A 26,023-nucleotide genomic window follows, 5' to 3' on the forward strand; every position below is an offset into this window, starting at 1 on the left:
AATGAATTTAGCAAACCTGCACCCCTTATTGGTACACTTGCCCATAGGCATTTTTATACTAGCGTTTTTACTAGAATTATGGCAGTGGATACGTAAAAAAGACGAAAAAGAAACCATATTATTTATACTAGCCACTACCATATTCTTCTCTTTATTATCCATTGCTACCGGTTGGTTTTTAGGAGATAATGGCGGTTATGATGTAGACATGCTCAACAATCACAAATGGATGGGTATTGCCTTTACCCTATGCGCTATAACCTTGTTTGTATTACGCTATTGTACCAAAGCTATTTATAGAAAAATTTATAATCTATTACTCGTCATAGGTATAGTATTGCTATCCTTAACAGGGCATTTTGGTGGTAACATGACGCATGGTGAAGACTTTTTATTTACAGACCATAGTCCAAAGGCAATAGCAATTGCAAATATAGAAAAGGCTCAGGTATACGCAGAATTGGTGCAACCTGTACTAGAAGCAAAGTGCGTAAGCTGCCATAATACATCCAAAACTAAGGGTGGTTTGCTATTAACATCTAAAGCAGAAATTTTAGCAGGCGGAGAAAGTGGCCTGTTATTCGATACCATTTCTGGCCATTATACCAATTTATTTATGCATCGGCTACACTTGCCTATGGAAGATGATGAACACATGCCTCCAAAAGGAAAACAACAACTAAGTGCAGAAGAGATTACGCTCTTAGATTGGTGGATTAAAAACGAGAACTGTTTTGATTGTACTGTTGAAGATTTAGAAAAAGATAGTCGTTTAGAACCTTATTTTGCTAGTTTAGAAGAAGACCAGAGCGATTTGTCTCAATTGGCGAAAAATGCAAACTTTATTCCAAGAGAAGATTTGGAAAGAATTACAAAAATGGGAATTTCTTTACAGCAGTTATCAGAAGATAATCCTTTACTTATTGCCAATTTTAACCGCCAAAAAAATATAACAACTAGCCATTTTGATGCTTTAGAAAATATAGCATCTAATGTGGTAGAAATCAATCTTAGTTACACCAATTTCAATGACGATTTAATAACCGCGCTTAAGCCATACAACAACCTTATAAAACTGCAGCTTAATAATACTACGGTAACCGATAAGGGAATAGAAAAGCTAAAAAACAAACCGTATCTAACCTCTTTAAACCTTTTTGGCACTCCTATTAAAAAGCTCAATTCTGAACAGTTGGGGCAGCACAAAAAATTGACCCATGTTTATGTTACGCCACAATCTTTAACGCAAGAAAGCATTACATCCTTAAGTAACGCAAATATTATTTTGCAAGGATTGGATATCAATGAAAAATTTAAAGCGAGTAAAATAACATCGCCTGTAATTGTAGCCAATCAAGAAGTTTTTAAAGATTCGCTACGTATAACTATAGAAACTTCATTTGAGGAAGCAACCACCTATTTTGGAGTGGTAAATAAAACTAGCGACACGCTATTTAAGGTCTATACCAATCCATTTTTCATTTCTAAAACCCAGACAGTTTTGGCTTTTAGTGAAAAAGAAGGTTGGGGCAAAAGTGAATATGCCAAGCGCGACTTTATAAAAAGTGGCATCCCTATTAAAGAAGGAAAATTGCATGCCAAACCACACGAAAAATATGCAGCACAGCATGAAGTAACCTTATTTGATGGTAAACGAGGAAGCACCAATTTTGTAGATGGTAAATGGTTAGGATACGAGGAACAAAACTTCAAGGGTACGTTTCTATTTGATGATAACAAAGAAATAAGTAGTATAAGTGTTAGTCATTTATCCGCACCCACTAGTTGGATTTTTTCGCCAATAGGCTATAAAGTGATTGGAATTACCGAAAATGGGGCTAAAAAAACCATAAAAACCATTGATTTAGGTAAAAACAAGCCTAATGTTGATGTACAACGCAACCTCATCACCTTAGAATTTGATGCGATAAAAGTTAAAGGAATTCAATTGGAAATTGTAAACCAAGGTAAAAACCCAGAATGGCACACAGACCCCGGAGGTAATAGTTTCATTTTTATTGATGAAGTGGTTTTAAATTAAAAAAAGGTCTGGCTTATACCAGACCTTTTTTTTAATTTATAGTTTCTCTTTTATAATCTGGTCTACCACTTCAGGATTTAATAACGTAGACGTATCGCCTAAATTACTTAAATCATTAGAAGCAATTTTTCTAAGTATTCTCCTCATAATCTTACCACTACGGGTTTTAGGCAGTCCGGTAACGAATTGTATTTTATTCAGCTTCGCAATAGGGCCAATTTTATCAGAAATTTGCTGATTTATCTCATTTCTTAGGTTATTTCTATCCCTAGATTCTCCGGTTTCTTTTAAAATTACGAAGCCGTAAAGTGCATTTCCCTTAATATCATGCGGAAAACCAACAATGGCAGATTCCGCAACCGCAGGATGCTCGTTTATGGCATCCTCTATAGGTGCAGTACCCAAATTATGACCAGAAACAATAATTACGTCATCTACCCTACCCGTAATACGGTAATAGCCTACCTCATCACGTAATGCGCCATCCCCGGTAAAATACATGTTCTCAAAAGCGGAAAAATAGGTGTCTTTATAGCGTTGGTGGTTGCCCCAAATTGTTCTAGCCATAGAAGGCCAAGGGTATTTTATACACAATCTACCGTCTACCTGATTACCCTTTATCTCTTTGCCGTTTTCATCCATTAAAGCGGGTTGTATTCCTGGTAAGGGTAAAGTGGCGTAAGTAGGCTTTGTTGGCGTACTAAACGGTATAGGAGATATCATAATGCCACCGGTTTCGGTTTGCCACCAGGTATCTACAATAGGGCAATTCTTTTCGCCAACATGATCATTGTACCAATGCCAAGCTTCCTCATTTATAGGCTCTCCAACCGTTCCTAAAACTTTCAAGGACGATAAATCATATTTGGTAACAAAATCAATATTTTCTTTAGCCAGGGCCCTAATTGCCGTTGGCGCTGTATAAAATTGTGTAACCTTATGTTTTTGAACAATTTCCCAGAAGCGGCCATAATCGGGATACGAAGGTACACCCTCAAACATAACCGTTGTAGCCCCGTTGGCCAAAGGACCGTAAACAATATAGGAATGCCCTGTAATCCAACCAATATCTGCAGTACACCAATACACATCTTCTTCTCTATACTGAAAAACGTTTTTAAATGAATAGGCAGAATAGACCATATAACCACCCGTAGTATGCATCATTCCCTTGGGTTTACCCGTAGAGCCAGAAGTGTACAAAATAAATAGTGGGTCTTCAGAATCCACTATTTCTGGCACGCAATCGCCATAGGCTTCATCTAATAAAGGTTGTAACCATTCATCTCTATTTTCTTTTAGTTTGATATCGGAATGGATACGCTTGGCTACCAATACTTTTTCTACCGTTGGGCAGTCCTCTAAAGCCTCATCTACAATACCTTTTAAGTCGATGGTTTTTGCTCCACGATAAGAACCATCTGAGGTAATCACCATTTTAGCCTCACAATCTTGAATTCTAGTTGCTAAAGCCGAAGCCGAGAAACCGGCAAACACTACGGAGTGTACGGCTCCAATACGCGCGCAGGCCAATAGGGATATAGCCAATTCTGGAATCATAGGTAAATAAATAACTACCCTATCCCCTTTTTTTATACCCTTATCCTTTAACACATTGGCAAACTTAGATACGCGTTTGTGCAGTTCTAAATAGGATATATGCTCCGCCGCTTCATCTGGATTGTTAGGTTCAAATAAAATGGCCGTTTTATTTCCCCTAACATGTAAATGACGGTCAATACAATTTTCAGTAATGTTCAATTGCGCACCAGAAAACCATTTTACTTCTGGTTTGCTAAAATCCCATTCTAATACGTTGTTCCATTTTTTACGCCATAAGAAGTGTTCTTCTGCTATCTCTTCCCAAAAATTTTCAGGATTTCTAACGGATCTACGGTATACTTGAAAATATTCTTCTAAATGTTTAATGTGGTAATTACTCATTGTAAAATATAAGTCTTTATTGTTTCTGTTTAATGTTCTATAGCTTCACCTGCACCACTAGGTATTCTAATGTTCTCCACTATTTCTTGTACATGTTCTGGTGGTGCGGTTGTAACGGATGAAACCACTAGTGCAATGCTAAAATTCACCAACATACCTACGGTACCAAAACCTTCTGGAGAAATACCAAACCACCAATATTCTTGAGTTGCGGTATCTGGATTTCCTATCCATCCCAGTTTAAAGCGCGCTATGTAATAGCAGGTTATGGCCAAACCGGCCAACATACCCGTTATGGCACCTTCCCTATTCATGCGTTTACTAAAAATACCCAAAACAATTGCAGGGAAAAAAGACGATGCCGCCAAGCCAAAAGCCAAGGCTACCACGGATGCGACAAATCCTGGTGGATTAATACCAAAATAGCCCGCTACCAAGACTGCAACCAACGATGATAACCTCGCAATCAATAATTCTTTCTTATCTGATATTTCTGGGGCTATTTGTTTTTTTACCAAATCATGGGAAATTGAAGTAGAAATTACCAACAGTAAACCTGCTGCGGTAGACAAAGCTGCTGCTAGACCGCCAGCCGCAACCAAAGCAATGATCCAATTGGGTAAATTAGCTATTTCCGGATTGGCCAATACGGTAATGTCCCGATCTACATACAATTCATTCACTGTTGGGCTTGGATTGGCTATTAAACGTTCTCCGTTTACCCCTCTTTTTGTTTCAAAAATTGGTTTGGCATCTGCTAAGGCATTACCGGGAGCATACTGTATTTTTCCATCTTTGTTCTTATCTGTCCATGCAATAAGCCCTGTATCTTCCCATTTGGTAAACCAGGCCGGTATTTCTTTATATGGAGTGTTTTGTACCGTTTCCATCAAATTGGTACGGGCAAACACAGCAATTGCGGGCGCAGTGGTATATAGAATTGCAATAAAAAGCAAAGCAAAACCAGCAGACTTACGGGCATCTTTTACCTTTGGAACTGTAAAAAACCGAATAATTACATGGGGTAAACCAGCAGTACCCATCATTAATGCCGCTGTTATAAAAAAGACATCCATTTTAGACTTCGTGCCATCTGTATATGCGGTAAAACCTAAATCTGTCATTAAACCATCTAGCTTATCCAATAAATAAATACCATCGCTTCCGGCTGCCCCCATTCCTAGCTGTGGTACGGGATTACCCGTAGCCATCAAAGAAATAAAAATTGCGGGGACCATAAAGGCAAAAATCAGTACACAATATTGGGCCACTTGGGTATAGGTTATTCCCTTCATTCCACCTAAAAAAGCGTAGAATAATACCACGGCCATACCAATGTACACTCCTGTATTTACCTCAACGTCTAAAAAACGACTAAATACAACGCCCACACCTCGCATTTGGCCCGCCACATAGGTAAAGGAAACAAATAACGCCGCCACAATAGCCACCGTTCTTGCTACATTTGAATAATACCTATCTCCTATAAAATCCGGAACGGTAAATTTTCCAAATTTTCTCAAATAAGGTGCCAAGAGTAGTGCTAGAAGTACATAACCGCCTGTCCAACCCATTAGATAAACCGAGCCATCATAACCTGAAAAGGCAATTATACCGGCCATGCCCAAAAAGGATGCGGCAGACATCCAATCTGCTGCGGTAGCTAACCCATTTGCCAAAGGAGAAACACCTCCGCCGGCAACATAAAATTCTTTTGTAGAACCTGCCCTAGACCAAATGGCTATTCCTATATAAAGGGCAAACGTAATACCCACCAAAATAAATGTCCACGTTTGTATTCCCATTACTCGTCTAGATTAAATTTCTTGTCCAAACGATTCATAAGAACAACATAAATAAAAATAAGCAGCACAAAAACATATATAGAACCTTGTTGGGCAAACCAAAAGCCCAATTTAAAACCGCCTAAACGGATGGTATTTAATTGTTCTACCCACAGTATGCCAAAGCCATAAGAGACTAAAAACCAAATAGCCAATAAAATAGCTAAATAGGTAAGATTAAAACGCCAGTATTTCTTGTGTTGTTCAGTTTGCATTGGTTCAGTTTGAACCTGAAAGATAGAAAATTTTTAAAGTGTAGATATGAACATTTCTATACAACCAACGCAATATTCTGAGAGTTTACTACATTTTTAACTAAATAACCTAAAAGTTAAATTCTTATAAAACAAAACAATCCCAGTGGCGAACTATTGGGGTTGTTTACTAAATATTATCTAAAACTATAATTCTTTAAGGTAACTATTAACATTGTTACCTATACGCTCATGAATATTACTTACATCTGCTTTTACAAAAGTTTCGCCTGTAATACTCTCATATAGCTCTATATATCTTTCAGAAACAGAATTAATATATTCATCTGACATATGGGGTACAGTTTGGCCTTCCAATCCTTGAAAACCATTACTGATTAACCATTGGCGAACAAACTCTTTTGAAAGCTGTTTTTGTGCTTCTCCCTTTTGCTGGCGCTCGGCATAACCATCTGCATAAAAATATCTAGAAGAATCCGGTGTGTGTATTTCATCTATTAATACAATCTGCCCATCTTTGGTTTTGCCAAATTCATATTTTGTATCCACCAAAATTAGGCCTCTTTTGGCCGCGATTTCGGTTCCGCGCTCAAAAAGGGCTTTAGTATAATTCTCTAATACCTTATAATCTGCCTCGGCAACAATACCTCTAGAAAGAATAGCTTCTCTAGCTATATCCTCGTCGTGATCACCCTGTTCTGCCTTAGTTGCCGGCGTTATAATTGGTTCAGGAAATTTATCGTTTTCCTTCATACCTTCTGGCATGGCAACACCACATAAGCTACGTTTTCCTGCTTTGTACTCCCGTGCTGCATGGCCAGATAAATAACCACGGATTACCATTTCTACCTTAAAAGGTTCACAAGCTTTACCTACCGCTACATTAGGATCTGGGGTTGCCAATAACCAATTGGGTACAATATCTTCCGTGGCCTGCATCATTTTTGTGGCAATCTGGTTTAAGATTTGCCCTTTGTAAGGTATACCCTTTGGCATTACCACATCAAATGCGGAAAGACGGTCTGTAGCCACCATTACAAGGATATCATTTTCTAACGTATATACTTCTCTTACCTTACCCTTATAAACCCCTTGCTGTTTTGCAAAGGTGTAGTGGGTATCCATTAATGTATTTACAGCCATCTATTAAAATTGATTTTGATGCTCTATGTCTTTATAAGCCTCTATTACCTTTTTTACAAGTTTATGTCTAATAACGTCTTTATCGTCCAGATAGATAATTTTAATCCCCTCAACATTTTTCAATATTAAGATAGCCTCCTTTAGACCAGAGATTACCCTTCTAGGAAGATCAATTTGTCCAGGATCGCCCGTTAATAAGAATTTTGCATTTTTACCCATACGTGTCAAGAACATCTTCATCTGGGCATGGGTAGTATTCTGTGCCTCATCCAAAATAACGAACGCATTGTCTAAAGTTCTACCCCGCATAAACGCCATGGGTGCAATCTGTATGGTACCGTCTTCTATGTATTTATCTAATTTTTCTGGAGCGATCATATCCCGTAATGCATCGTACAATGGTTGCATGTAAGGGTCTAACTTCTCTTTTAGATCTCCTGGTAAAAAACCAAGGTTTTCACCAGCTTCAACGGCTGGTCTGGTTAAAATTATGCGTCTTACCTGTTTTTCCTTTAATGCCTTAACAGCCATTGCTACACCGGTGTAGGTTTTTCCCGTACCTGCTGGTCCTATGGCAAAAACCATATCGTTTTTCATGATGGCGTCTACCAACTTTCGTTGGTTTACGGTTTGTGCTTTAATAAGCCTACCACTTACCCCATGTACCAATACCTCGCCACTAGCTGCAGAAGATTGTATTTCTTCTTTAGAATCACTTGTTAGTAACCGCTCAATTGCGTTCTCATCTATTTTATTGTACTTGGCAAAGTGCTCCGTTATCATGTCAAAACGGCGATCAAACTCTTCTAACAATTCTTCATCGCCATAAACCTTTATTTTGTTGCCACGGGCAACAATTTTTAGTTTAGGAAAATACTTTTTGAGTAATTCTATATTCTCGTTCTGATTGCCAAAAAAATCTCTTGGACTAATCTCTGTAAGTTCTATTATTAGTTCGTTCAAAAAAAGAAAGTATTAAAGTTGTGGGGTAATAAATTCGCTGTTCTTTGTTTTTAATTAATTTTACAAACAAACTTAACCAAAATACAGTTTTAACTAGCAAAAAACTATTAACAGCCTATATGGCGATAATTACTCTTACCACAGACTTTGGAACCAAGGACCACTTTGTAGCCGTGTTAAAAGGGGCCTTACTAACAGAAGTGCCTACTACCACTATTGTTGATATCTCGCATTCCATTTCGCCGTTTAATATTCATGAATGTGCCTATTTACTCAAAAATAGTTATAAAGCGTTTCCCAAAGGCAGTATCCATATTATTGGTATTGATGCAGAATGGTCTCCAGAAAACGAACATATTGTGGTATTAGTAGATGGGCATTATTTTATTAGTGCCAATAATGGGGTAATTTCATTGGTTACCTCAGAAAAACCTCCAGAAAAAATCATGGCGATAAACCTCCCAAACGGAGAAATATCAAGCTTTCCAACCCAAGATATTTTTGTTCCGGTAGCAGCACATTTGGCAAGAGGTGGGCAACCAGAGGTGGTTTGTACGCCTTTTGACGAACTAAAGGAATTACGTGATTTTAAGCCTAGAATTGAAAATAACGGCAATACCATAATTGGCAATGTCATCTATATTGATAATTACGGTAATGTTGTAACCAACATAGAACGCAGCACCTTTGATGCTTACCGCAACGGCAGAACCTTTGAAATAACCGCAAGAAGGCAACGTATAAAAGCGATACAAAAAAGTTATAACGGAATTGTGGATTACAACAAAGAAAAAAACCAACGTAAAGGACCAGGAGACCTATTGGCGCTTTTTAATGCAGCAGGCTACCTAGAACTGGCCATTTATAAAAGTGATTTAAATACCGTTGGTGGTGTTTCTACCCTTATTGGGCTGCAATACCGAGATATCATAACCATTAATTTTGATGCATGATCGTAAGAATTGTAAAACTGACTTTTAAAACCGAAGAAATTGCCAACTTTGAGCACATTTTTGAAGAAACCAAGGCCAATATCCGAAATTTTGAAGGTTGTAATTTTTTAGAATTATATCAAGATGTAAATTCGCCACAGCAATTTTTCACCTATAGCTATTGGGAAACCCAAGATCATTTGGAAAGCTACAGGCAATCCGATTTTTTCAAGTCGGTTTGGAGCAAAACAAAGGTGCTGTTCGCAGCTAAACCAGAAGCATGGAGTGTAACCAAAAAACATACCTTAGCGTAAATCAATGAATGCCATACTAAAAAAAGAACTTCAATCTTTCTTTAATTCACCTCTAGGATTTTTAATCATAGGTGTTTTTTTAATCCTAAGTAGTCTTTTCCTTTGGGTATTTAAAGGCGATTTTAACATCTTAGATTACGGTTTTGCGGATTTAAGTAAATTTTTTCTTTTTGCACCGTGGATATTCCTATTTATCATACCGGCCATAACCATGAAAAGCTTTTCAGAGGAATATAAAATGGGTACCATGGAATTGCTTTTGATAAAACCTATTGGCATTCCTAAAATTATATTGGGCAAATATTTAGGAACACTTTTGGTTTCCATGCTAATGCTATTACCAACCCTAGTGTACGTTTTTTGTATTGGTGCACTGGGCATGGACACTAATAATTATGATTTAGGTGTAATTATAGGCTCTTATTTTGGTCTGTTCTTTTTAATTGGCCTTTTTCATGCAATTGGCTTATTTGCTTCTACGGTAAGCAACAATCAGATTTTTTCTTTTCTCTTAGGTGTGCTATTGTGTTTTCTAATCTTTTTTGGGTTTGATGCCCTTGCCTCTTTGTTAACAGATGGTAGCACGCAAGAACTCGTTTCCAATTTAGGTGCAAACGCTCATTTTAATAGTATTGCAAGAGGTATCATAGATACTAGAGACTTAGTTTATTTTATTAGTCTTATCCTATTCTTTCTTTGCTTAAGCTATTTACAAATCAAAAATAAAAGATAGTTATGGCGAAGAATCTAAAAAATGTTGCGCTAGCACTAGTTGTATTGGTTGGTTTAAATGTATTAGCCGCGTTAGTATATACTCGAATTGATTTAACGGAAGATAAGCGCTATACATTATCTGCAGCTGCAAAGGAAACGGTAATTCAATTTGAAGCACCAGTAATCGTGGACATTTTATTGGAAGGGAACTTACCTTCTGAATTCAATCGTTTAAAAAATGAAACCCTGTTGCTCTTAGACCAATTTAAGGCAGAAAACAGTAAAATTTCATATAACCTGGTTAATCCATTAGAAGGTGTAACCAATAAAGAACAAACCCTAGTAGAATTACAGAATTTGGGTTTGAAACCAGCTTCTGTAACCATTAACCAAGATGGTAAAACATCTCAAGAATTTGTCTTTCCTTGGGCCATGATAAACTATGGTAACAAAACGGTAAAAGTTCCTTTATTAAAAAATAAACTTGGGGCCACACCAGAGGAACGCATCAATAACTCCGTACAAAATTTGGAATATGCTTTTGCTGATGCTTTTACCAAATTAACCACCACGAATAAAAAGAAAATTGCAGTTTTAAAAGGTAATGGAGAATTAGCAGATCAATACCTAGCCGATTTTCTAACTTCCATAAAAGAATATTACAACATAGGGGCCATTACCTTAGATTCCGTGAGTGCTAATGCCAATGGTGTTTTAGCGCAATTAAATGGTTTTGATATGGCCCTAATTGCCAAGCCTACATTGCCCTTTAATGATCAGGAGAAGTATGTATTGGACCAATACATGGTACAGGGTGGTAAAACCTTATGGTTATTAGACCAAGTGGCCATGGAAATGGATAGTCTATACAACGATACGGGTAGCGCTATTGCGCTTCCTTTTAATTTGGAGCTAGACGATTTGTTGTTTAAATATGGTGTACGTGTTAATCCCGTCTTGGTGAACGACTTGTATAACACACCAATTGTAATGGCGAATGGTAGTGGAAACGACAGCCAATATAATCCGTATCCTTGGCCCTATAATCCTATGGTTTTTTCAAGGGAAAACCACCCCATTAACAAAAATATTGAAGCCGTACGGTTGCAATTTGCAAACGGTATAGATACGTTGTCCAATGCCTACAAAAAAACCGTTTTGCTACAGGCTTCACCCCTTTCTAGAACAGAGGGCATACCTAAAGAAATTAATCTGAATCTATTAGCAAATCCCCCTAAACAAGAAGACTATACACCCAATGCAGGTGCCCCTTTGGCCGTATTGATAGAGGGTAGGTTCACCAGTGCCTATAAGAACAGGGTAAAACCCATTTTGCATCAAAATTCAGTAGAAGAAGGACCAAACAACAAGATGATCGTAATAGCAGACGGGGACATTGTTAAAAACCAAATGGAGCGTGGAAGACCACTAGAGTTGGGCTTTGATAAATGGACCAACAGCTTTTACGGAAACAAGGAATTCTTGGTAAACTGCGTAAATTATTTGCTAGATGATACAGGACTTATAAACATCCGAAATAAAAAAGTAAGTATTCCTGTATTAGACCCACAAAAAATTGCGGATACCAAACAAAAATGGCAACTTATAAACACCTTATTACCAGTAAGTTTATTACTTTTATTGGGATTGATTTATAGTTGGTATAGAAAGCAAAGCTATAAAAGCTAAGTGTTAATAAATTAGTTTCTTAACGCCGTAGTTTTAAGATATATTTGCTGTTAGCCATTTGTAAGCACTTTAGCTACGGCTAAAATTGAAAAATGTAGAAACCGGATTGCAAAAATCTATTTGATGAAATTCATAGTATCTAGTACGTATTTATTAAAACAACTACAAGTTTTGGGCGGTGTAATCAACAATAGTAACACCTTGCCAATTTTAGATAACTTTTTGTTCGATTTAAAACAGAACAGCTTAACCGTATCCGCTTCTGATTTGGAAACCACCATGAGTTCCGTAATCGAGGTAGATTCAGATTCTGAGGGACTAATTGCTTTACCGGCAAAATTACTATTGGACACCTTAAAAACGTTTCCGGAACAACCGCTAACCTTTGTGGTAGAAGACAACAATACGGTAGAAATTAGTTCTAACCATGGTAAGTATGCCCTAGCCTATGCAGATGGTGCAGAATTTCCTAAAGCAATAGAACTTACAGAACCTAGTTCTACTACTATTTTAGGCGATGTGTTGGCAACGGCCATCAATAAAACCATTTTTGCCGCGGGTAATGATGACCTACGCCCGGTGATGAGCGGAGTGTTTTTTCAATTTTCTCCAGAAAGCCTAACATTTGTTTCTACAGATGCGCATAAATTGGTAAAATACCAGAGAGAAGATATTAGTGCTTCTGAGGTTGCAGAATTTATTATGCCTAAAAAACCTTTGAATCTCTTAAAAGGAATTTTAGCTGGTTCTGAAAGCGAGGTAAAAATTGAATATAACGAAAGTAACGCCAAGTTTACGTTTGATAATAGTGAACTTATTTGTAGGTTAATTGACGGTAAGTACCCTAATTATGAAGCGGTAATACCAAAAGAAAACCCAAACGTGCTAAGCATATCCCGTTCCCAGTTTTTGAGTAGTGTAAAGCGTGTATCTATTTTCTCTAACAAAACAACCCATCAAATACGATTAAAAGTTGCAGGCGCGGAATTAAACATTTCTGCAGAAGATGTAGATTACAGCAACAAAGCGGAAGAGCGTTTGTCTTGTGCATACCAAGGAGACGACATGCAAATTGGCTTTAACTCGCGCTTTTTAGTAGAAATGTTAAACAACCTTTCTTCTGATGATGTTACCCTAGAAATGAGCTTGCCCAACAGAGCGGGTATATTAACCCCCGCAGATGGTCTTGATGAGGGAGAAAAAGTAACCATGTTGGTAATGCCAGTTATGTTAAACGGATAATACCAAAAGAGATAATCTTCATAAAAACCACCGTTTTCACGGTGGTTTTTTGTTTTATTCTATAACGTGTAATTCAAGTAAAATAGCAAACGCTGTTTTATTTTAACATCGTCTGCAAATAATTCTTGACGTAAGGGAATACCAATGTCCGCACCTACAACCAATCTTTTTAGACTCAACTCTGCCCCTATTGTACCCAAATGCATATACCCATTGGTATCTGGTAATTGGTCTCCGTACTGTTCTATTTTTTGGAAAAAATCGCCACTTAACCCTACAAATGGGGCTAATACGTTTGTACCTACCAAAAAACCATTGAACACCTTGGCATTATAGCTTAGTTGGTCTCCAAATCGATACGCGTTCCTGTTTTCGCCTTTTAAAAAATAGCTTCCTGTAGCGTTAATCCCAAACATGTTCTTGCTATAGCTATAGCCAGCGGAAAAAATAGCATCGGTACTACCGGTACCCAATTGAAAACCTGGATTTACCCTTTCCGTAAGTACTTGTTCAAATTCACCCGTTGGTAGCTTTATTCCCATTCCAAACCGTAGGGAATGACCTGTAAACACCGGCATTGAAATCCTGCTTGCATCAGCATCCTCATCTTGAATCTGGTTCTTTTTAAAATTTAGGGTATACCAACCTATTAAACTAATATCCCCTAGACCGTTCAACTGCTCCGTACGGTCTGTAAACTCCCTATTTAAATCTTGGTAGGGTACCGTTGCCGTAATATGAAAATTAGAGGCAATTGGTATTTTTGCCCATACTTGATAGGTATTAAAATGTTCCTGACTAGTAGGACTGTTCTCAAAAATACCATCCTTAGATTTAAACTGCTGATAACTATAGCGAACACCTATAAAGTTGGTATTACCCAACGTTCCAAAGCCAAAATTCCCTCCCGTTGTGGCACAGCCACAGAAATCGCAATCAAATTTGTATGTTCCCAAAGGTTTCGGGCAAGGATTGGCATTTGCCATAAATGCTACCAAAATAGAATAGAGAAATAGACTAAAACTCCGCAAACCTTTTGTCTTCAATAAATTCATTATCCGTTAATGTTTTTAAAAATGCTATTATATTTTCCTTTTCAGTAATTGATAAGGGTATACCCAAACTTCCGTTACTATCTATTAAGCTTGGATCCACAGTACCATTGGCAACCATGCCATTGGCATAAAAATCCATTACCGCTTCCAAGGTTCCAAACCTACCATCATGCATGTAAGGAAATGTCAGTTCTATATTCCTTAAACTAGGCACCCTAAATTTGTAATGGTCCTCTTGAAATCCACTTACTCTTTTTCGGCCTTCTTCTTCAGGAAAATTTGGGTTCATGGGTAACCCATTGTTTCTGTAGCTTTGGTCCGTAAACAATTCGCCTGCATGGCAATTAGCACATTTTTGTCTAAAAGTTTCTAAACCGGCCAATTCTTTGTCCGTTAGTATTTCGCCTTCTCCCCTACTGTATTTGTCATATCTACTGTTACCAGAAACCATTTGCAGCATAAATTGGGATAGTGCTTTCAATAATCGCTCACTATTTATCACATCATCTCCATAGGCTTTGGTAAACAATTTAGGATATTCTTTGTCTGCCCTTAACTTAGAAAGTACGTTAGGGATACGCTCGTTCATTTCCACCTCGCTCGTTATAGGAATTATTGGTTGCAGGTCTAAATGCGTAGCTGCACCATCCCACGTAAATTCATTAAAAAAAGCAAGATTATGCAAGGGTTGTGCGTTTCTAAATCCTTCCAATCCATTAACACCGTGACTCACCGTATGCCCATGATGCGTAAAGGAAAACGCCTGTTCATGGCAAAAACCACAGCTAACAACACCGGTAGAAGACAAGCTTCCATCATAGAATAGTTTCTTACCCAATTCAAAACCTTCCTCGGTTAAAGGGTTTACCTCTAAATTGTAGGCAACCTCAGGAAAGTTGGTAGGTATAGAAAGTTCCATTGGTGTTGGTACCGCTATATATTCTTCCTCAGCGTTGTTTTGGCATGCTATAATTACCGCAACAACAGCTAATAGTACTATCCACTTTTGCATTGCAATACCTATTTACCTTCCCCTTGTTATTAGCAAGGAGAAGGTTTTATTTTTTAGTTATGCACGTGGTCTACCGTGAAGATTTTAGAAGTATTCACCGCTATTTGTGGCGATTTTACAGGATCTACATGAATTTGTGCCTTATCTGCCAAATACAAGATTGTTTCTGCGTTTAGAACGCCTGCCAAATCTGCAACTATATGGATTTCTGGAGCTATGTCGGTTCGCAATTTGGCGGAAACTGGTAAATCTAGGGTAATTTCCTTATAATTATCCAAGGCGCTACCATGGCTTCCCATGTGTATGGCAAAAGCAGTTTCTTCTGTACTGCCATCAGAACTAAAACTTCCCTCATAACGAATAAATTTATATCCTGCTTGCCAAGACCATAACATACCCGCATCTGTTGCAATAGCTAAAAAATCGCCCTGCCCTTCAGCTCCTTGAAGGTATTTCTCTTGGTCTACCCCAATACCAAAACTAATTTTCGTGTAATTACCAGCTGGCACGTTGGGTAAAGAAATAAAGCGAGAATCGTTATCAGATTCATCAATAACAAAAAGAGATTCGTCTTTTGGATAGGTAAATACCGTACCGTCTTCTTGCGTAACACTTATGTTGCTCACAATGTATTTAAAGGTATCTATAGTTAAGCGTTCGGTACCATTTCCTGGGTAAGAGGTTCCCAATAACAAATCGGAACCTGCATAGGCATTATCAAATTCAATTTTTAAGGTGCCTTCACCTGATATTTGGTCCACCTTGTCATCATCCTTACTACAAGACATACCTATAATTAGCAGCATACCAAATGCCGCATATTTTAAAACTTTCATTCAATTGTTTTTATATGTAAATAGTACTATTAAAGGCTAGTACAAAAAGCCTAAAAAATAAAGGGAAAGAAAGTTTTAACCTATTGGAGGTCTTAAATTGGGCGTACCTGCGTATTGTTCCCACATATCTTCTTTAAAGTAGTTGTTCAATACCTTTTTAAAGGTTAGTGTAGGTAGCCTAACACCGTACTCCTGTGGTACAAATAAGGGAACAAAAGCTTCTAGTAATGATAGTACAGCATGATCTGCCTGTTGCTCTTTTTTGCTTTGATCTGCAGCAGCCAACTGCTCCATAAGGTAACATTTACCATTACACTCTAGCTCTGGCCGTTCTTTATTAATACAGTAGTTTTCTATGAAATAGTCAATATTGAATTGAAAATAGGAAAAGTACCCTACAAAGTAAGCGGGCCTTAATGCAAAGATAACTAAGAAGAAAATGGCCAAATACTTTTTTACCGCTCCCATTGGACACAAAATTAGGAGGTATTTAGGTTATAAAAAATATTTGGCGCAAACTTATTTTGCCTAACCGATGAAACGGATAGTTAAGAACTGACTAGGTGCTTCGCCATTGGCAGCTTTTACGGCATTTACAATCGGCAGCACAAAACCTAATATTCCAACAAAAATTAGCGATAAAATGCCCAGACCAAATAAAAGTATGGCTGGTATACTTATAAGGATATAAAGTAGCATACTTAGTTGAAAATTGATAATGGATTTACCATGCTCGTCCATACCTTCAACATCGTTCTTAGATGCCAACCATAGAATTAACGGTACTATAAAACCGCCAAATCCGGTTACGTAGTGCAATAACTGACTTAAGTGGGTTATGGCCAAAAGCGTATTATCCTTACGCATTGCCTTTGTGTGTGTAATTGTCATTTTGATTGATTTATTGATGAATACACTTATGTGACGCAATTTGTTTTAAAATGTTACAGCCCAGCTCTTATTTGTACTTTTGCAACATGTTATATGATGATACCATAATAGCCTTGGCCACCCCTTCTGGAATGGGTGCCATTGCCGTAATACGTATTTCTGGACCACAAGCAATTGAATGGGTAGATGCCCATTTTCAATCTATCCATAAGAAAAGACTGGCTACCCAAAAAAGCCATACTATACACCTGGGGTACATTAAAGATGGCGATAAGACATTAGACCAAGTATTGGTGTCCATTTTTAAAGGACCAAATTCGTACACGGGAGAACATGTTATAGAAATCTCTTGTCATGGTTCTATGTATATACAACAACAAGTAATACAGCTATTTTTAAAAAAGGGCTGCCGCATGGCTACAGAGGGCGAATTTACCCTACGCGCGTTCTTAAACGGTAAAATGGATTTGAGCCAAGCAGAAGCCGTGGCAGATTTAATTGCGTCAGACAGTAAGGCAAGTCACGAAATTGCATTACAACAAATGCGGGGTGGTTTTAGCAATCAAATACAAGAACTACGGGAAGAACTATTAAATTTTGCCTCTTTAATAGAGTTAGAATTGGATTTTTCCGAAGAAGACGTTGAGTTTGCGGACCGTACTCAATTTTTAAATTTATTAAACCGGATTACCGAAGTTTTAAAAGGGTTAATTGATTCTTTTGCCTTGGGTAATGTGTTAAAAGAAGGGATACCCGTAGCTATTGTAGGGGAACCTAATGTAGGTAAATCTACCTTGCTCAATGCTTTGCTAAACGAGGAAAGGGCTATTGTGAGTGATATTCCCGGTACCACTAGAGATACCGTTGAGGATCAAATAGCTATTGGTGGGGTTACGTTTAGGTTCATAGATACCGCAGGTATACGAGAAACAGAAGACCATGTAGAAAAAATAGGAATCCAACGGGCTTTTGAAAAAATTGAAAAAGCACAAGTGGTGCTCTATTTGTTTGAAGCCGGTAAAGATAAACTGGCAGAAATTAAACTGTTACAAGATAAATTTCCGCACAAACGTATTCTAGTTCTAGCGAATAAGGCAGAAAACCTTAATGAATCTGAAAAAACCAGCTTAAAAGAACGGTTACCAGAGGCCCTATTATTATCTGCCAAAACCGGCACGGGTCTTAAAGAGTTACAAGACACGCTTCTAGACCTAACCGTAAAAGGGCAATTGGGTAATAATAATACTATTGTAAGTAATAGTAGGCATTATGATTCTTTACTTAAAGCACTAGAAGAAATTACAAAAGTAAAAGAAGGTATGGACATAGGGCTAAGTAGCGATTTAGTAGCTATTGATATCAGAGAAGCCTTATATCATTTAGGCGAGATTACCGGCCAAGTTACCAATGACGAATTGTTGGGGAATATTTTTTCCAATTTCTGTATCGGCAAGTAGGCTTACTAGAAAATATATGAATCGATGATTCTCTGTTAGTTGAAAACATTATTTGTTAAAGAAGAAAAGCTTCCAAATGCATGGAAGCTTTTCTAAACTAAAAACTAAACTAATTAACTAAAACTATTTTCTGTAGGTAGGTGCCGGACCTTTGTAAGATTCCTGCAATCCCCCGAAATCAATAATTGCTTTTTGGATTACCATACCCGGATTACCACCTACTAACTTTAACGTATGTTTACCCGGTTTGGCAAGCCATATTTTACTTGTGTTGATAGCTGCATTACGGATTACGTTGCTCTGCCATTCAAACGAATATTCTTCAGACGCAGTAGATTCCCAATGTATGGGACTATTGTCTATTTGAACGCCATAGCGTGTGCCGGTGTCTTCATCTTTTCCAAAAACCGGTAAGGCATAGGTGTACACCGTTACATAGCCAGCTTTATCAGCATAAAAATCATAGGATACGGTCGTATTTGCCCAACCTTTATCCGTTACGCTACCCAGCTGTACCGAAGTTCCTAAATAGCCTAAACCATCAATCACAGCTACCTTTGACCCTTTCTTTTCTTCTTTTCGTGATAATTTTGCTGGATTAATACTTACTACACCGTTATCTTCTACATATAACACATCATCTGGTACCTTATTATTGTCCACTGCAAGTAAGACACTTTCCTCCTTACCAGCTATATTGAATATAATTTCTCCTTTAAGGAAAGGTTTATCTGGAATATTGCTCCAATCAATGGTAATAGCTATCTGTTCTTCTAAAATGGTCTTGCCTTTGGTCTTACCAATTTTAACCCATTTTGGTGCATTGATAACTTGCCAAGAAACGGCTTCTTTGGATTTATTATAAAGCGTTATGTTGTGCGATTTTTGGGTACTTCTATAAAATTTTGGCAATTCATAATAACCACTATTGGTATTTCCATTGGGTATAAAAAGTGAAAATGCCGGTTCTTCTGAAAGCGAAATGGTTTCCATGGGTGGCATTTGCAATTCTGGTAAACGGTCTGGAGCGGTCATCATGCCCTTCCATTTACCGTTACTTAAATTATTATATGCTTTGGTAATTAGCCCTAAACTATCGTCATACATTTTAACTTTATCCACCAAACTATTGGTTGCCGCCCTACCTTGTTGGGCATACCAACGGTTTTTTTGGGCCAAAAGCATTTTATGGTTTACCAAATGCGCCCCTACAACCGGATATAAAACCAGCTGGTAATAAGCTGATTTCAACTCTTTAGGAAGGGTTTTATAAATGGATTTTGCTTTTTTGGAAATACTATTATAGCGTTTTAAACGTGTTTCTGCTTCGTTATAATTCTGAAAAGAAAACTCAGTATCCCGTATGTTTTCTTTGGCATCCAAACTGTTCCATCGCCAATCCCAAGCCATATATTCTGGTTTTCGCTCAAAACCTAGATTAAAATATTCAGTAAAAATTTGCTTAAAGTCCTCTTGGTACCGCGCTCCAAATAGCGCACTCAAATAAGCTGGAATTTTATCGTTACTATTTCCAAAGTCGAAAGCAGAAACATCCCAAGCCATATCTAAAAAGAATTGCATACCCAACTCACCTGGCTTTATATCGCCTACATTAAGCAACCAATACGTATCTGCTCCAGTTCGGTAGGCCTTGCCCATTTCTTCTACCATTAAAGCTGGTGGTGTGGTGTTGAGCCAGAGGTAGTCATTAGGTGAACCTAAATACGAAATATGATAGTAAACGCCAATTCCTCCTTTGCGTTTCGCTTCTGTAGGATTGCTTAGTTTTTTAATGTACCCGTAATTATCGTCTGGCCATACAATGGTAACATCTTCTGGTAATTGCATGCCGCTTTTATAGATATCCAACACCTCTTTATAGGGCACAAAAATTTGAGGAATAGCCTCTGGTTCTTTTTTAATATGTTTTTGTAAAATGTTGCGTTCCTCCCTAATTACTTGTTCCAATACACCCGCCTTGGTATACCCTTCTGGTACGTCTTTCATACCAGTATCGTGTATACCGCGCATTCCAACGGTATAAATATTCTCAAAGGGGGCCGCTTCTTTTACGCGGGCATCCATTACGGCCAGTACGCCATCTTTATTGGTTACATAATCCCACTCCCCATTTTTTTGCTTATCCCATTCTGTAGTATTGTTGTAAAGTAAAGGCTCTGCATGGCTCGTAGTCATTAGAATTCCATAACGGTCCGTTACTATTTTATTTTCAGGGTATTTATAAAAAGCTCCGGTTACCTCATGCATGGCCGGGGCCAACATATTTGCTTTTAATCGTAATAAAAGTTCACAAACCTTTGCATAGGTATTGGGACCAATATCACCAATTTCAGGATCCATTATTTTACTGGCCCATGGTTTTAACGCCCAATCTTCATCATTTAGGAAAACCCCTCTATATTTAACGGAAGGAGCTTTACTGGTATAATTTGGATTTTTAAGCACCACTTTAGATTGCTTTGCAATTGGTACGTCTGCCCACCAATACCATGGGGAAACACCTATGCGTTTAGAAAGTTCAAATACCCCGTAAGCCGTGCCCCTTCTATCGCTCCCCACTATCACTAGTGCCTTATCCAATCCTTTCCAAGGGCTTGCCACCGTTAACAACTTAAAACGTTCCCATTGGTCCTCAATATCGTTAACTGTTATTTTGTTTGTTTTTATCAATCCTTGGATTAACGGACTATCCAAACTACCAATTAAAATCGCAGTTTTACCTTTGGTTTTTTTATAGCTTAATTGGGGAGTTTTACCTGTTACGGATGCTATATCTTTCACCAAATGATTCGCTACAGTATGTACTGTTTCTGCATCTGATTTATCCACAACAATTGAAGCCACCTCGTTTTGATAGAATAGTTGAAATTCTTCCGTATTGGAAGTAGTACGCTGTGCGGTAAGTTGATAGAAATTGGTAGTAATGAGCAAAGCCATTACTACCAATTGTATTCTCTTTTTATCCATTTAAAAATGTAATTAATAACCAGGATTTTGCTCTAAATTTCCGTCCTTGTTACGTTCAATTTCATTAGCCGGTATGGGCCATAAATTATAGTGTTCTTGAATTTCATCTGCGTAATAAGGATTAAAACGCAACACCCTATCGTATAACAATCCTGTACGCATTAGGGTTAGTCTTCTTTTTTCTTCAATCCCTAGCTCTCGCATTCTTTCGTCCAAAATATAATCCATATCCACATTAGAAGCTGCTACCGGCGTTGCATTAGATCTTGCCCTTACCGTATTGATATCTGATGCGGCATCTGTTAAATTACCAGCCATAAGGTATGCTTCTGCCCTTAAAAGATAAGTTTCTGCTAATCTGAACATATATTGATCTGTATATGTTGCACCGGCGGCATTGGTAAGTTGATAGGTTTCTGGATTTGCATACAAACCGTCTGGATGATTAAATGGTGTTGTACATTTAGATTGATACGCATAGAATGTTCTACTTGGAACTTCTACACCCTCTGGAGGGTTTTCAGTTGAAATTACTTGACCAAATAAAGGCGAGTTTGGATTGGTTGAAGTAAACTCCCTTACAAAATTGTGGCCAGCGTTTCTAATATCACTATCAAAATCTGTTTCCCATATCGTGTTGCTAAAATGTCTGGTAGAAATTGCCCAACCAATACCCCTACCTGCGGTATAGTCACCAATAGGCCAAGAAAAAGGACGGTCCCCATCTACCCGCAAATCTCTCATAAAGGTTCCGTGGTGTCTTTCTAACATATAGGAACCTCCTCTACCGGTAGAAGTAGTTCCACCACCTAAAACATCGGTCTCAAATTGAATGACCCATATACCTTCTGTATTTCCAGAAGACCTATTCTGGTTGTTCTTCCTAAATAAATCCCAATAGACATCACCTGGTTCTTCGTTGGCCCTTGATCCAAATCTTGTAGTCATTAACGCGGTAGCAGGGTTATTGATAACTACTGTGGCAGCGGCAACAGCATCTTGAGGTCTATTGACGGCCAAATAAACTTCAGCTAGTAAATGATAGGCGGCAAGGCTATTTACCCTTCCATCAGCAGCCTCTTCAATACTTGGTAGATTATCCTTGGCGTAATTAAGGTCTTCTATTACCTGGTTCAAAACTTCTTCCTTGGTATTCCTGGTAAAGTCCGTTTTAGGTGCCGTTAATTGCTCCAATACAAGGGGTACCCCACCATATAAATAGGCAAGGCTTCTGTACGAGATTCCCCTAAAAAATCTGGCTTGCGATAGAATATCCGTTTTTTGGTCATCAGTTAAATTAGACTGTTCTACTTGGTCTATTACCGCATTTGCTTCAGAAATTGTTTTGAACAACAGGTTCCAATGTACCCTAGGAATTTCTGCAACAGGATCGTAGGCCGCGACCATATTGCTATGGCGCTGTGTACTTCTTTGCCCATCAAATACTATATCTGTACCGTAAATAAAATCAAAGGGTCGGTTTTCATCCCTGGAAAAATATTGCCTTCTATAAAGAAAGTACAAATTATTTACGGAAGCCAAAAAATCCTCATATGTAGTAAATGCGTTCGCAGAGCTTAAAAAGTCTTCTGGTTTTTCTTCTAGGAAATCCTTATCACAAGAAAATAGTAAGGAAATGGTTAAGAATATATAAATATATTTTTTCATTATACTAATTTTTAAAATGATACATTTAAGCCAATTGAATATCCTTTAAGCACTGGCCTACCACCATTTGTTAATCCTTGATTTGTTTCAGGGTCCCAACCTCTCCAGCTTGTCCAAGTAGCTAAATTTTTTCCACTTAAAAATAGACTTAATCCTGAAAGAGAAAGTTTATCTAGCAATTCTTGATCAAAACTATATCTAAGACTTACATCTTGAAGCCTTACAAAGCTCCTATCCATATATATTGGCGGGGTAATGGTTGGTGCCGTGGATGAGATGGGGTTTACACCATTTGGATTATTGGGTTGCCAATAATCTATACCACTTAAATAATTAAATCTAATAGAATTATCAGAAGTGTATAGCACATTTGAATTATACCCTAGATAAGAATCAGAACCTCCTTGTATAGAATTTAGAAAAAAGCTTAACGAAAGGTTTTTGTGGCTAAAGGTGTTTAAAATTGAAAATCTATAGGCAGGTTCACTACGTCCCAAGACCACCCGATCATCTACAGGTGTAATTTCTCCGTCTCCATTTTGATCTACCACCCTAAATGTTCCAGGAAAATAACCATCTGGAATATTTTCTTCTCCTACTTGGTATATACCGTCTGTTTCATAATTATAATAGGTACCTAAAGACTCACCAATAAACAATCCACTAGAAATTAAATCGTCCTCAACCCCGTCTCCGTCCTCGTCTTGACCGGTAAGCTCAAGAATCTCATTCTTATTGGTAGAAAAATTTAGCGTTGTGGTCCAGTTAAAATCATTAGACCTAACAATGTCGCCCGTAAGGGATATTTCTACACCTTTGTTTTCAATTTTACCAACATTGGTATTTATTCTTTCAAAACCGGTTATATACGGAATTGCGACGCTAAACAATAAATCGTTTGTTATATTTCTATAAACCTCTACATTACCATTAATACGATTATTAATAAAGCCGAAGTCCATACCAATGTTCAAACCTGTTGTTCGCTCCCATTTTAAATCAGCATTGGGCAATGAACTTAATTCTTGCCCAAAGGCGGGGGTACCCCCATCTCCAAATACATAGGCCGCTCTAGTACCTAATGATGCCAATGAATTATATCTGCTAGTTTGGTTACCACTAACACCGTAACCAACACGTAACTTTAAATTATTTATCCATTCTACATTATCCAAGAATTGCTCATTGGAAGCAATCCAGCCAAATGCCCCGGAAGGGAAATAGCCATATTTGTTATTAGCGGCAAAACCAGAAAAACCATCTCTTCTAATAGTACCCGTAAGTAAATATCTATTATCAAATTTATAGTTTAAACGAAACATCTGATAGTTTAACTGCTCACTAAAAGCTGATGAACTGGTGAATTGGTTTGCTCCTAACTCCAAACTATTATACCCTAAAGTAAGTCTTTCAAAACCGTTGGTATAAGCATTTGTACTTTCTCCTTTACGTTCAATGGCTCCGTATAAAAGGGTTAAGCCTAAATCATGTTTGTTAAAAGTTCTATTATACGTTAATATATTATCTAAGGTATAATCGTAATAAAAATTAATGTTTTTTCCAGCATCTCCGGTAAAACCAGCTCCATACTCACTAGAACCATAATATTTATCTATCCTGTAGTTGTTTCCAAAATTTACTCTATACTTTAATCCTTTTATAAATCCAAAATCGATTTCTGAATAGAGATTAGCGAAAAAAGAATCATGTCTTTCTAAATCTTGAACGTCATAGGCAAGAAAAGGATTCAATTGAATGGTATTGAATGGTGAGAGTATTAAATTTCCCTCATCATCATAAGGTGTCAACAAAGGGGAAGAAGTTACCAATTCCCATATATTAGGTTCATCACCATCTTGGTTAACAAAAGAACCAAAGGTTTGTATACCCACTTTCCACCAGTCCGTGGCGTCAATATCTACATTTACGCGGATATTCTTTCTTTGAAAATTATCATTTAAAATAAACCCTTTTTGATCAGTATGACCAATAGATAATAAATAACTAACGTTATCACCGCCACCAGCAACGCTGGCCTTATTTTCTATAATATAGCCCGTACGGGTACCCTCATCCCACCAATCATAATCATTATCCAATAAATTTCCATCACCATCTACCATGGTTCCATCTACATAATCCGCTAAATCAAAGTCTGGATTAGGTGTAGTAAAATCTGGTCCTAAATAGGCATCTTCATAGTTTAACGCCCTTACCTTTTCTAAATACTCGTTTCTTCTCATGGGCCTTAAATTAACATTTGGACCTTGGGAGGTGTAAGAAGTAGAAAATGAAATGACAGGTTTTTTATTTTTCTTACCACTTTTAGTAGTGATCAACAGTACGCCATTTGCTGCTTGCGCACCATAGACAGCTGTAGAGCTCGCATCCTTTAAAACATCTATAGACTCAATATTGTCCGGGTTTAAAGAAGATAGCGAACCGTTGTACTGAATACCATCTAAAACAATTAAAACGTTTGAGTTACCAGAAATGGTACTAGCACCTCTAATACGTATAGAGGGTGTGGCACCGGCACTCGTAACTTGACCCACATTAAGACCCGGCACAACACCTTGTAAACTTTGGGCTATGTTGGTATTTGGCGCTTCTTTAAAAGCTTCAATATCCGCACTACTAACAGCACCGGTAACATCTGACTTTTTTTGCGTTCCGTAACCTACAACAACAATTTCATCTAGGGTTTCCACATCTTCTTTTAAAATGATGCTCAAAGATGACCTACCATTTAATGTAATCGATTGCGCAACAAAGCCAACATAAGAAACATTTAAAACACTTTTGTTAAGTGAATTAACGTTTATTGTGAATTTTCCGTCAAAATCCGAAGAGACCCCGTTTGTAGTTCCTTTTTCTATAATACTAGCATAAGGTATAGGAAGTTTATTACTATCCATTACCGTGCCGGTAACCGTTTGTTGCGCTTTTACTTGATTGCCAACGACCAGACCAAACGCCAATAGCAAAATAGAAAGGGGTGAAATAAAGGTTTTCATAAATTCATAGTTTGTGGTTATTATTATACGTGTGATAATCACACCATTCAAATATATA

Annotated in this window: 20 protein-coding genes; 7 read left to right on the top strand and 13 right to left on the bottom strand. The window is 37.6% G+C overall.

Annotated elements, in window-relative coordinates; translation table 11 throughout:
- Nucleotide 1: 1 nt before the first annotated feature.
- Entirely contained in the window at nt 2–2,041 is a 2,040-nt protein-coding gene (locus tag BUL40_RS08130) for a DUF2231 domain-containing protein (RefSeq protein ID WP_080318830.1), read from the top strand.
- 36 nt (nt 2,042–2,077) lie between these two features.
- Here BUL40_RS08130 and acs read toward each other — a convergent pair whose 3' ends face one another.
- From acs to BUL40_RS08155, 5 genes are all read right to left on the bottom strand, one after another.
- On the bottom strand, nt 2,078–3,985 hold the full coding sequence (gene acs, locus BUL40_RS08135; protein ID WP_080318831.1) for an acetate--CoA ligase: 1,908 nt from the start codon (nt 3,983–3,985) through the stop codon (nt 2,078–2,080).
- Nucleotides 3,986–4,014: 29 nt separating this feature from the next.
- Nucleotides 4,015–5,790, bottom strand: coding sequence for a sodium:solute symporter family protein (locus BUL40_RS08140; protein ID WP_080318832.1), 1,776 nt, complete (start codon nt 5,788–5,790; stop codon nt 4,015–4,017).
- Nucleotides 5,790–6,044 carry a DUF4212 domain-containing protein gene (locus BUL40_RS08145; protein WP_080318833.1) on the bottom strand — a complete coding sequence of 85 codons (255 nt, stop codon included), beginning with the start codon at nt 6,042–6,044 and terminating at the stop codon, nt 5,790–5,792. The genes BUL40_RS08140 and BUL40_RS08145 overlap by 1 nt, the downstream gene beginning before the upstream one ends.
- A gap of 186 nt (nt 6,045–6,230) precedes the next feature.
- Nucleotides 6,231–7,187, bottom strand: coding sequence for a phosphoribosylaminoimidazolesuccinocarboxamide synthase (locus BUL40_RS08150; protein WP_080318834.1), 957 nt, complete (start codon nt 7,185–7,187; stop codon nt 6,231–6,233).
- A 3-nt stretch (nt 7,188–7,190) separates the two neighbouring features.
- Nucleotides 7,191–8,150: a PhoH family protein gene (locus BUL40_RS08155; protein ID WP_010517300.1), complete on the bottom strand. Its 960-nt coding sequence runs from the start codon at nt 8,148–8,150 to the stop codon at nt 7,191–7,193.
- Nucleotides 8,151–8,269: 119 nt separating this feature from the next.
- On the opposite strand from BUL40_RS08155, the gene BUL40_RS08160 reads away from it, so the two are divergent.
- The 5 genes from BUL40_RS08160 to dnaN all read left to right on the top strand — a co-directional run bounded on the left by BUL40_RS08160 (nt 8,270) and on the right by dnaN (nt 13,041).
- Nucleotides 8,270–9,103, top strand: a complete 834-nt coding sequence (locus tag BUL40_RS08160; protein WP_080318950.1) for an SAM hydrolase/SAM-dependent halogenase family protein — start codon at nt 8,270–8,272, stop codon at nt 9,101–9,103.
- Nucleotides 9,100–9,396, top strand: a complete 297-nt coding sequence (locus BUL40_RS08165) for a putative quinol monooxygenase (protein WP_080318835.1) — start codon at nt 9,100–9,102, stop codon at nt 9,394–9,396. Before BUL40_RS08160 ends, BUL40_RS08165 begins: the two co-directional genes overlap by 4 nt.
- A gap of 4 nt (nt 9,397–9,400) precedes the next feature.
- Nucleotides 9,401–10,129: a gliding motility-associated ABC transporter permease subunit GldF gene (gldF, locus tag BUL40_RS08170; protein WP_080318836.1), complete on the top strand. Its 729-nt coding sequence runs from the start codon at nt 9,401–9,403 to the stop codon at nt 10,127–10,129.
- A 2-nt stretch (nt 10,130–10,131) separates the two neighbouring features.
- Entirely contained in the window at nt 10,132–11,799 is a 1,668-nt protein-coding gene (gene gldG, locus BUL40_RS08175) for a gliding motility-associated ABC transporter substrate-binding protein GldG (RefSeq protein WP_080318837.1), read from the top strand.
- Nucleotides 11,800–11,922: 123 nt separating this feature from the next.
- Nucleotides 11,923–13,041, top strand: coding sequence for a DNA polymerase III subunit beta (gene dnaN / locus BUL40_RS08180; protein WP_010517307.1), 1,119 nt, complete (start codon nt 11,923–11,925; stop codon nt 13,039–13,041).
- Between the two features lie 59 nt (nt 13,042–13,100).
- On the opposite strand, the gene BUL40_RS08185 is transcribed toward dnaN, so the two are convergent.
- The 5 genes from BUL40_RS08185 to BUL40_RS08205 form a co-directional block, all read right to left on the bottom strand.
- The gene (locus BUL40_RS08185; protein WP_080318838.1) at nt 13,101–14,096 is read right to left on the bottom strand and encodes a transporter family protein; all 996 of its coding nucleotides are present in this window, start codon (nt 14,094–14,096) and stop codon (nt 13,101–13,103) included.
- Nucleotides 14,059–15,108 carry a cytochrome-c peroxidase gene (locus BUL40_RS08190; protein ID WP_080318839.1) on the bottom strand — a complete coding sequence of 350 codons (1,050 nt, stop codon included), beginning with the start codon at nt 15,106–15,108 and terminating at the stop codon, nt 14,059–14,061. The genes BUL40_RS08185 and BUL40_RS08190 overlap by 38 nt, the downstream gene beginning before the upstream one ends.
- 53 nt (nt 15,109–15,161) lie before the next feature.
- The gene (locus tag BUL40_RS08195; RefSeq protein WP_080318840.1) at nt 15,162–15,944 is read right to left on the bottom strand and encodes an MbnP family protein; all 783 of its coding nucleotides are present in this window, start codon (nt 15,942–15,944) and stop codon (nt 15,162–15,164) included.
- A gap of 75 nt (nt 15,945–16,019) precedes the next feature.
- Nucleotides 16,020–16,412, bottom strand: coding sequence for a hypothetical protein (locus BUL40_RS08200; protein WP_080318841.1), 393 nt, complete (start codon nt 16,410–16,412; stop codon nt 16,020–16,022).
- A gap of 60 nt (nt 16,413–16,472) precedes the next feature.
- Complete coding sequence (locus BUL40_RS08205) at nt 16,473–16,835, bottom strand: DUF4870 domain-containing protein (protein ID WP_080318842.1); 363 nt, start codon at nt 16,833–16,835, stop codon at nt 16,473–16,475.
- Between the two features lie 86 nt (nt 16,836–16,921).
- Between BUL40_RS08205 and mnmE the strand changes: the two genes are divergently transcribed.
- Nucleotides 16,922–18,292 carry a tRNA uridine-5-carboxymethylaminomethyl(34) synthesis GTPase MnmE gene (gene mnmE / locus BUL40_RS08210; protein WP_080318843.1) on the top strand — a complete coding sequence of 457 codons (1,371 nt, stop codon included), beginning with the start codon at nt 16,922–16,924 and terminating at the stop codon, nt 18,290–18,292.
- A 123-nt stretch (nt 18,293–18,415) separates the two neighbouring features.
- Here the strand turns inward: mnmE and BUL40_RS08215 are convergent, their stop codons facing one another.
- Genes BUL40_RS08215 through BUL40_RS08225 form a run of 3 tightly spaced genes read right to left on the bottom strand, consistent with a single transcriptional unit; the run spans nt 18,416 to nt 25,965 of the window.
- Nucleotides 18,416–21,280 carry a glycosyl hydrolase 115 family protein gene (locus BUL40_RS08215; RefSeq protein WP_080318844.1) on the bottom strand — a complete coding sequence of 955 codons (2,865 nt, stop codon included), beginning with the start codon at nt 21,278–21,280 and terminating at the stop codon, nt 18,416–18,418.
- Nucleotides 21,281–21,292: 12 nt separating this feature from the next.
- Nucleotides 21,293–22,948, bottom strand: coding sequence for a RagB/SusD family nutrient uptake outer membrane protein (locus tag BUL40_RS08220; RefSeq protein WP_080318845.1), 1,656 nt, complete (start codon nt 22,946–22,948; stop codon nt 21,293–21,295).
- Between the two features lie 11 nt (nt 22,949–22,959).
- A complete protein-coding gene (locus tag BUL40_RS08225; RefSeq protein WP_080318951.1) occupies nt 22,960–25,965 on the bottom strand; it encodes a SusC/RagA family TonB-linked outer membrane protein in 3,006 nt (1,001 codons plus the stop codon).
- Nucleotides 25,966–26,023: the final 58 nt, after the last annotated feature.

The organism is Croceivirga radicis (assembly GCF_002072105.2).
GTDB lineage: Bacteria > Bacteroidota > Bacteroidia > Flavobacteriales > Flavobacteriaceae > Croceivirga > Croceivirga radicis.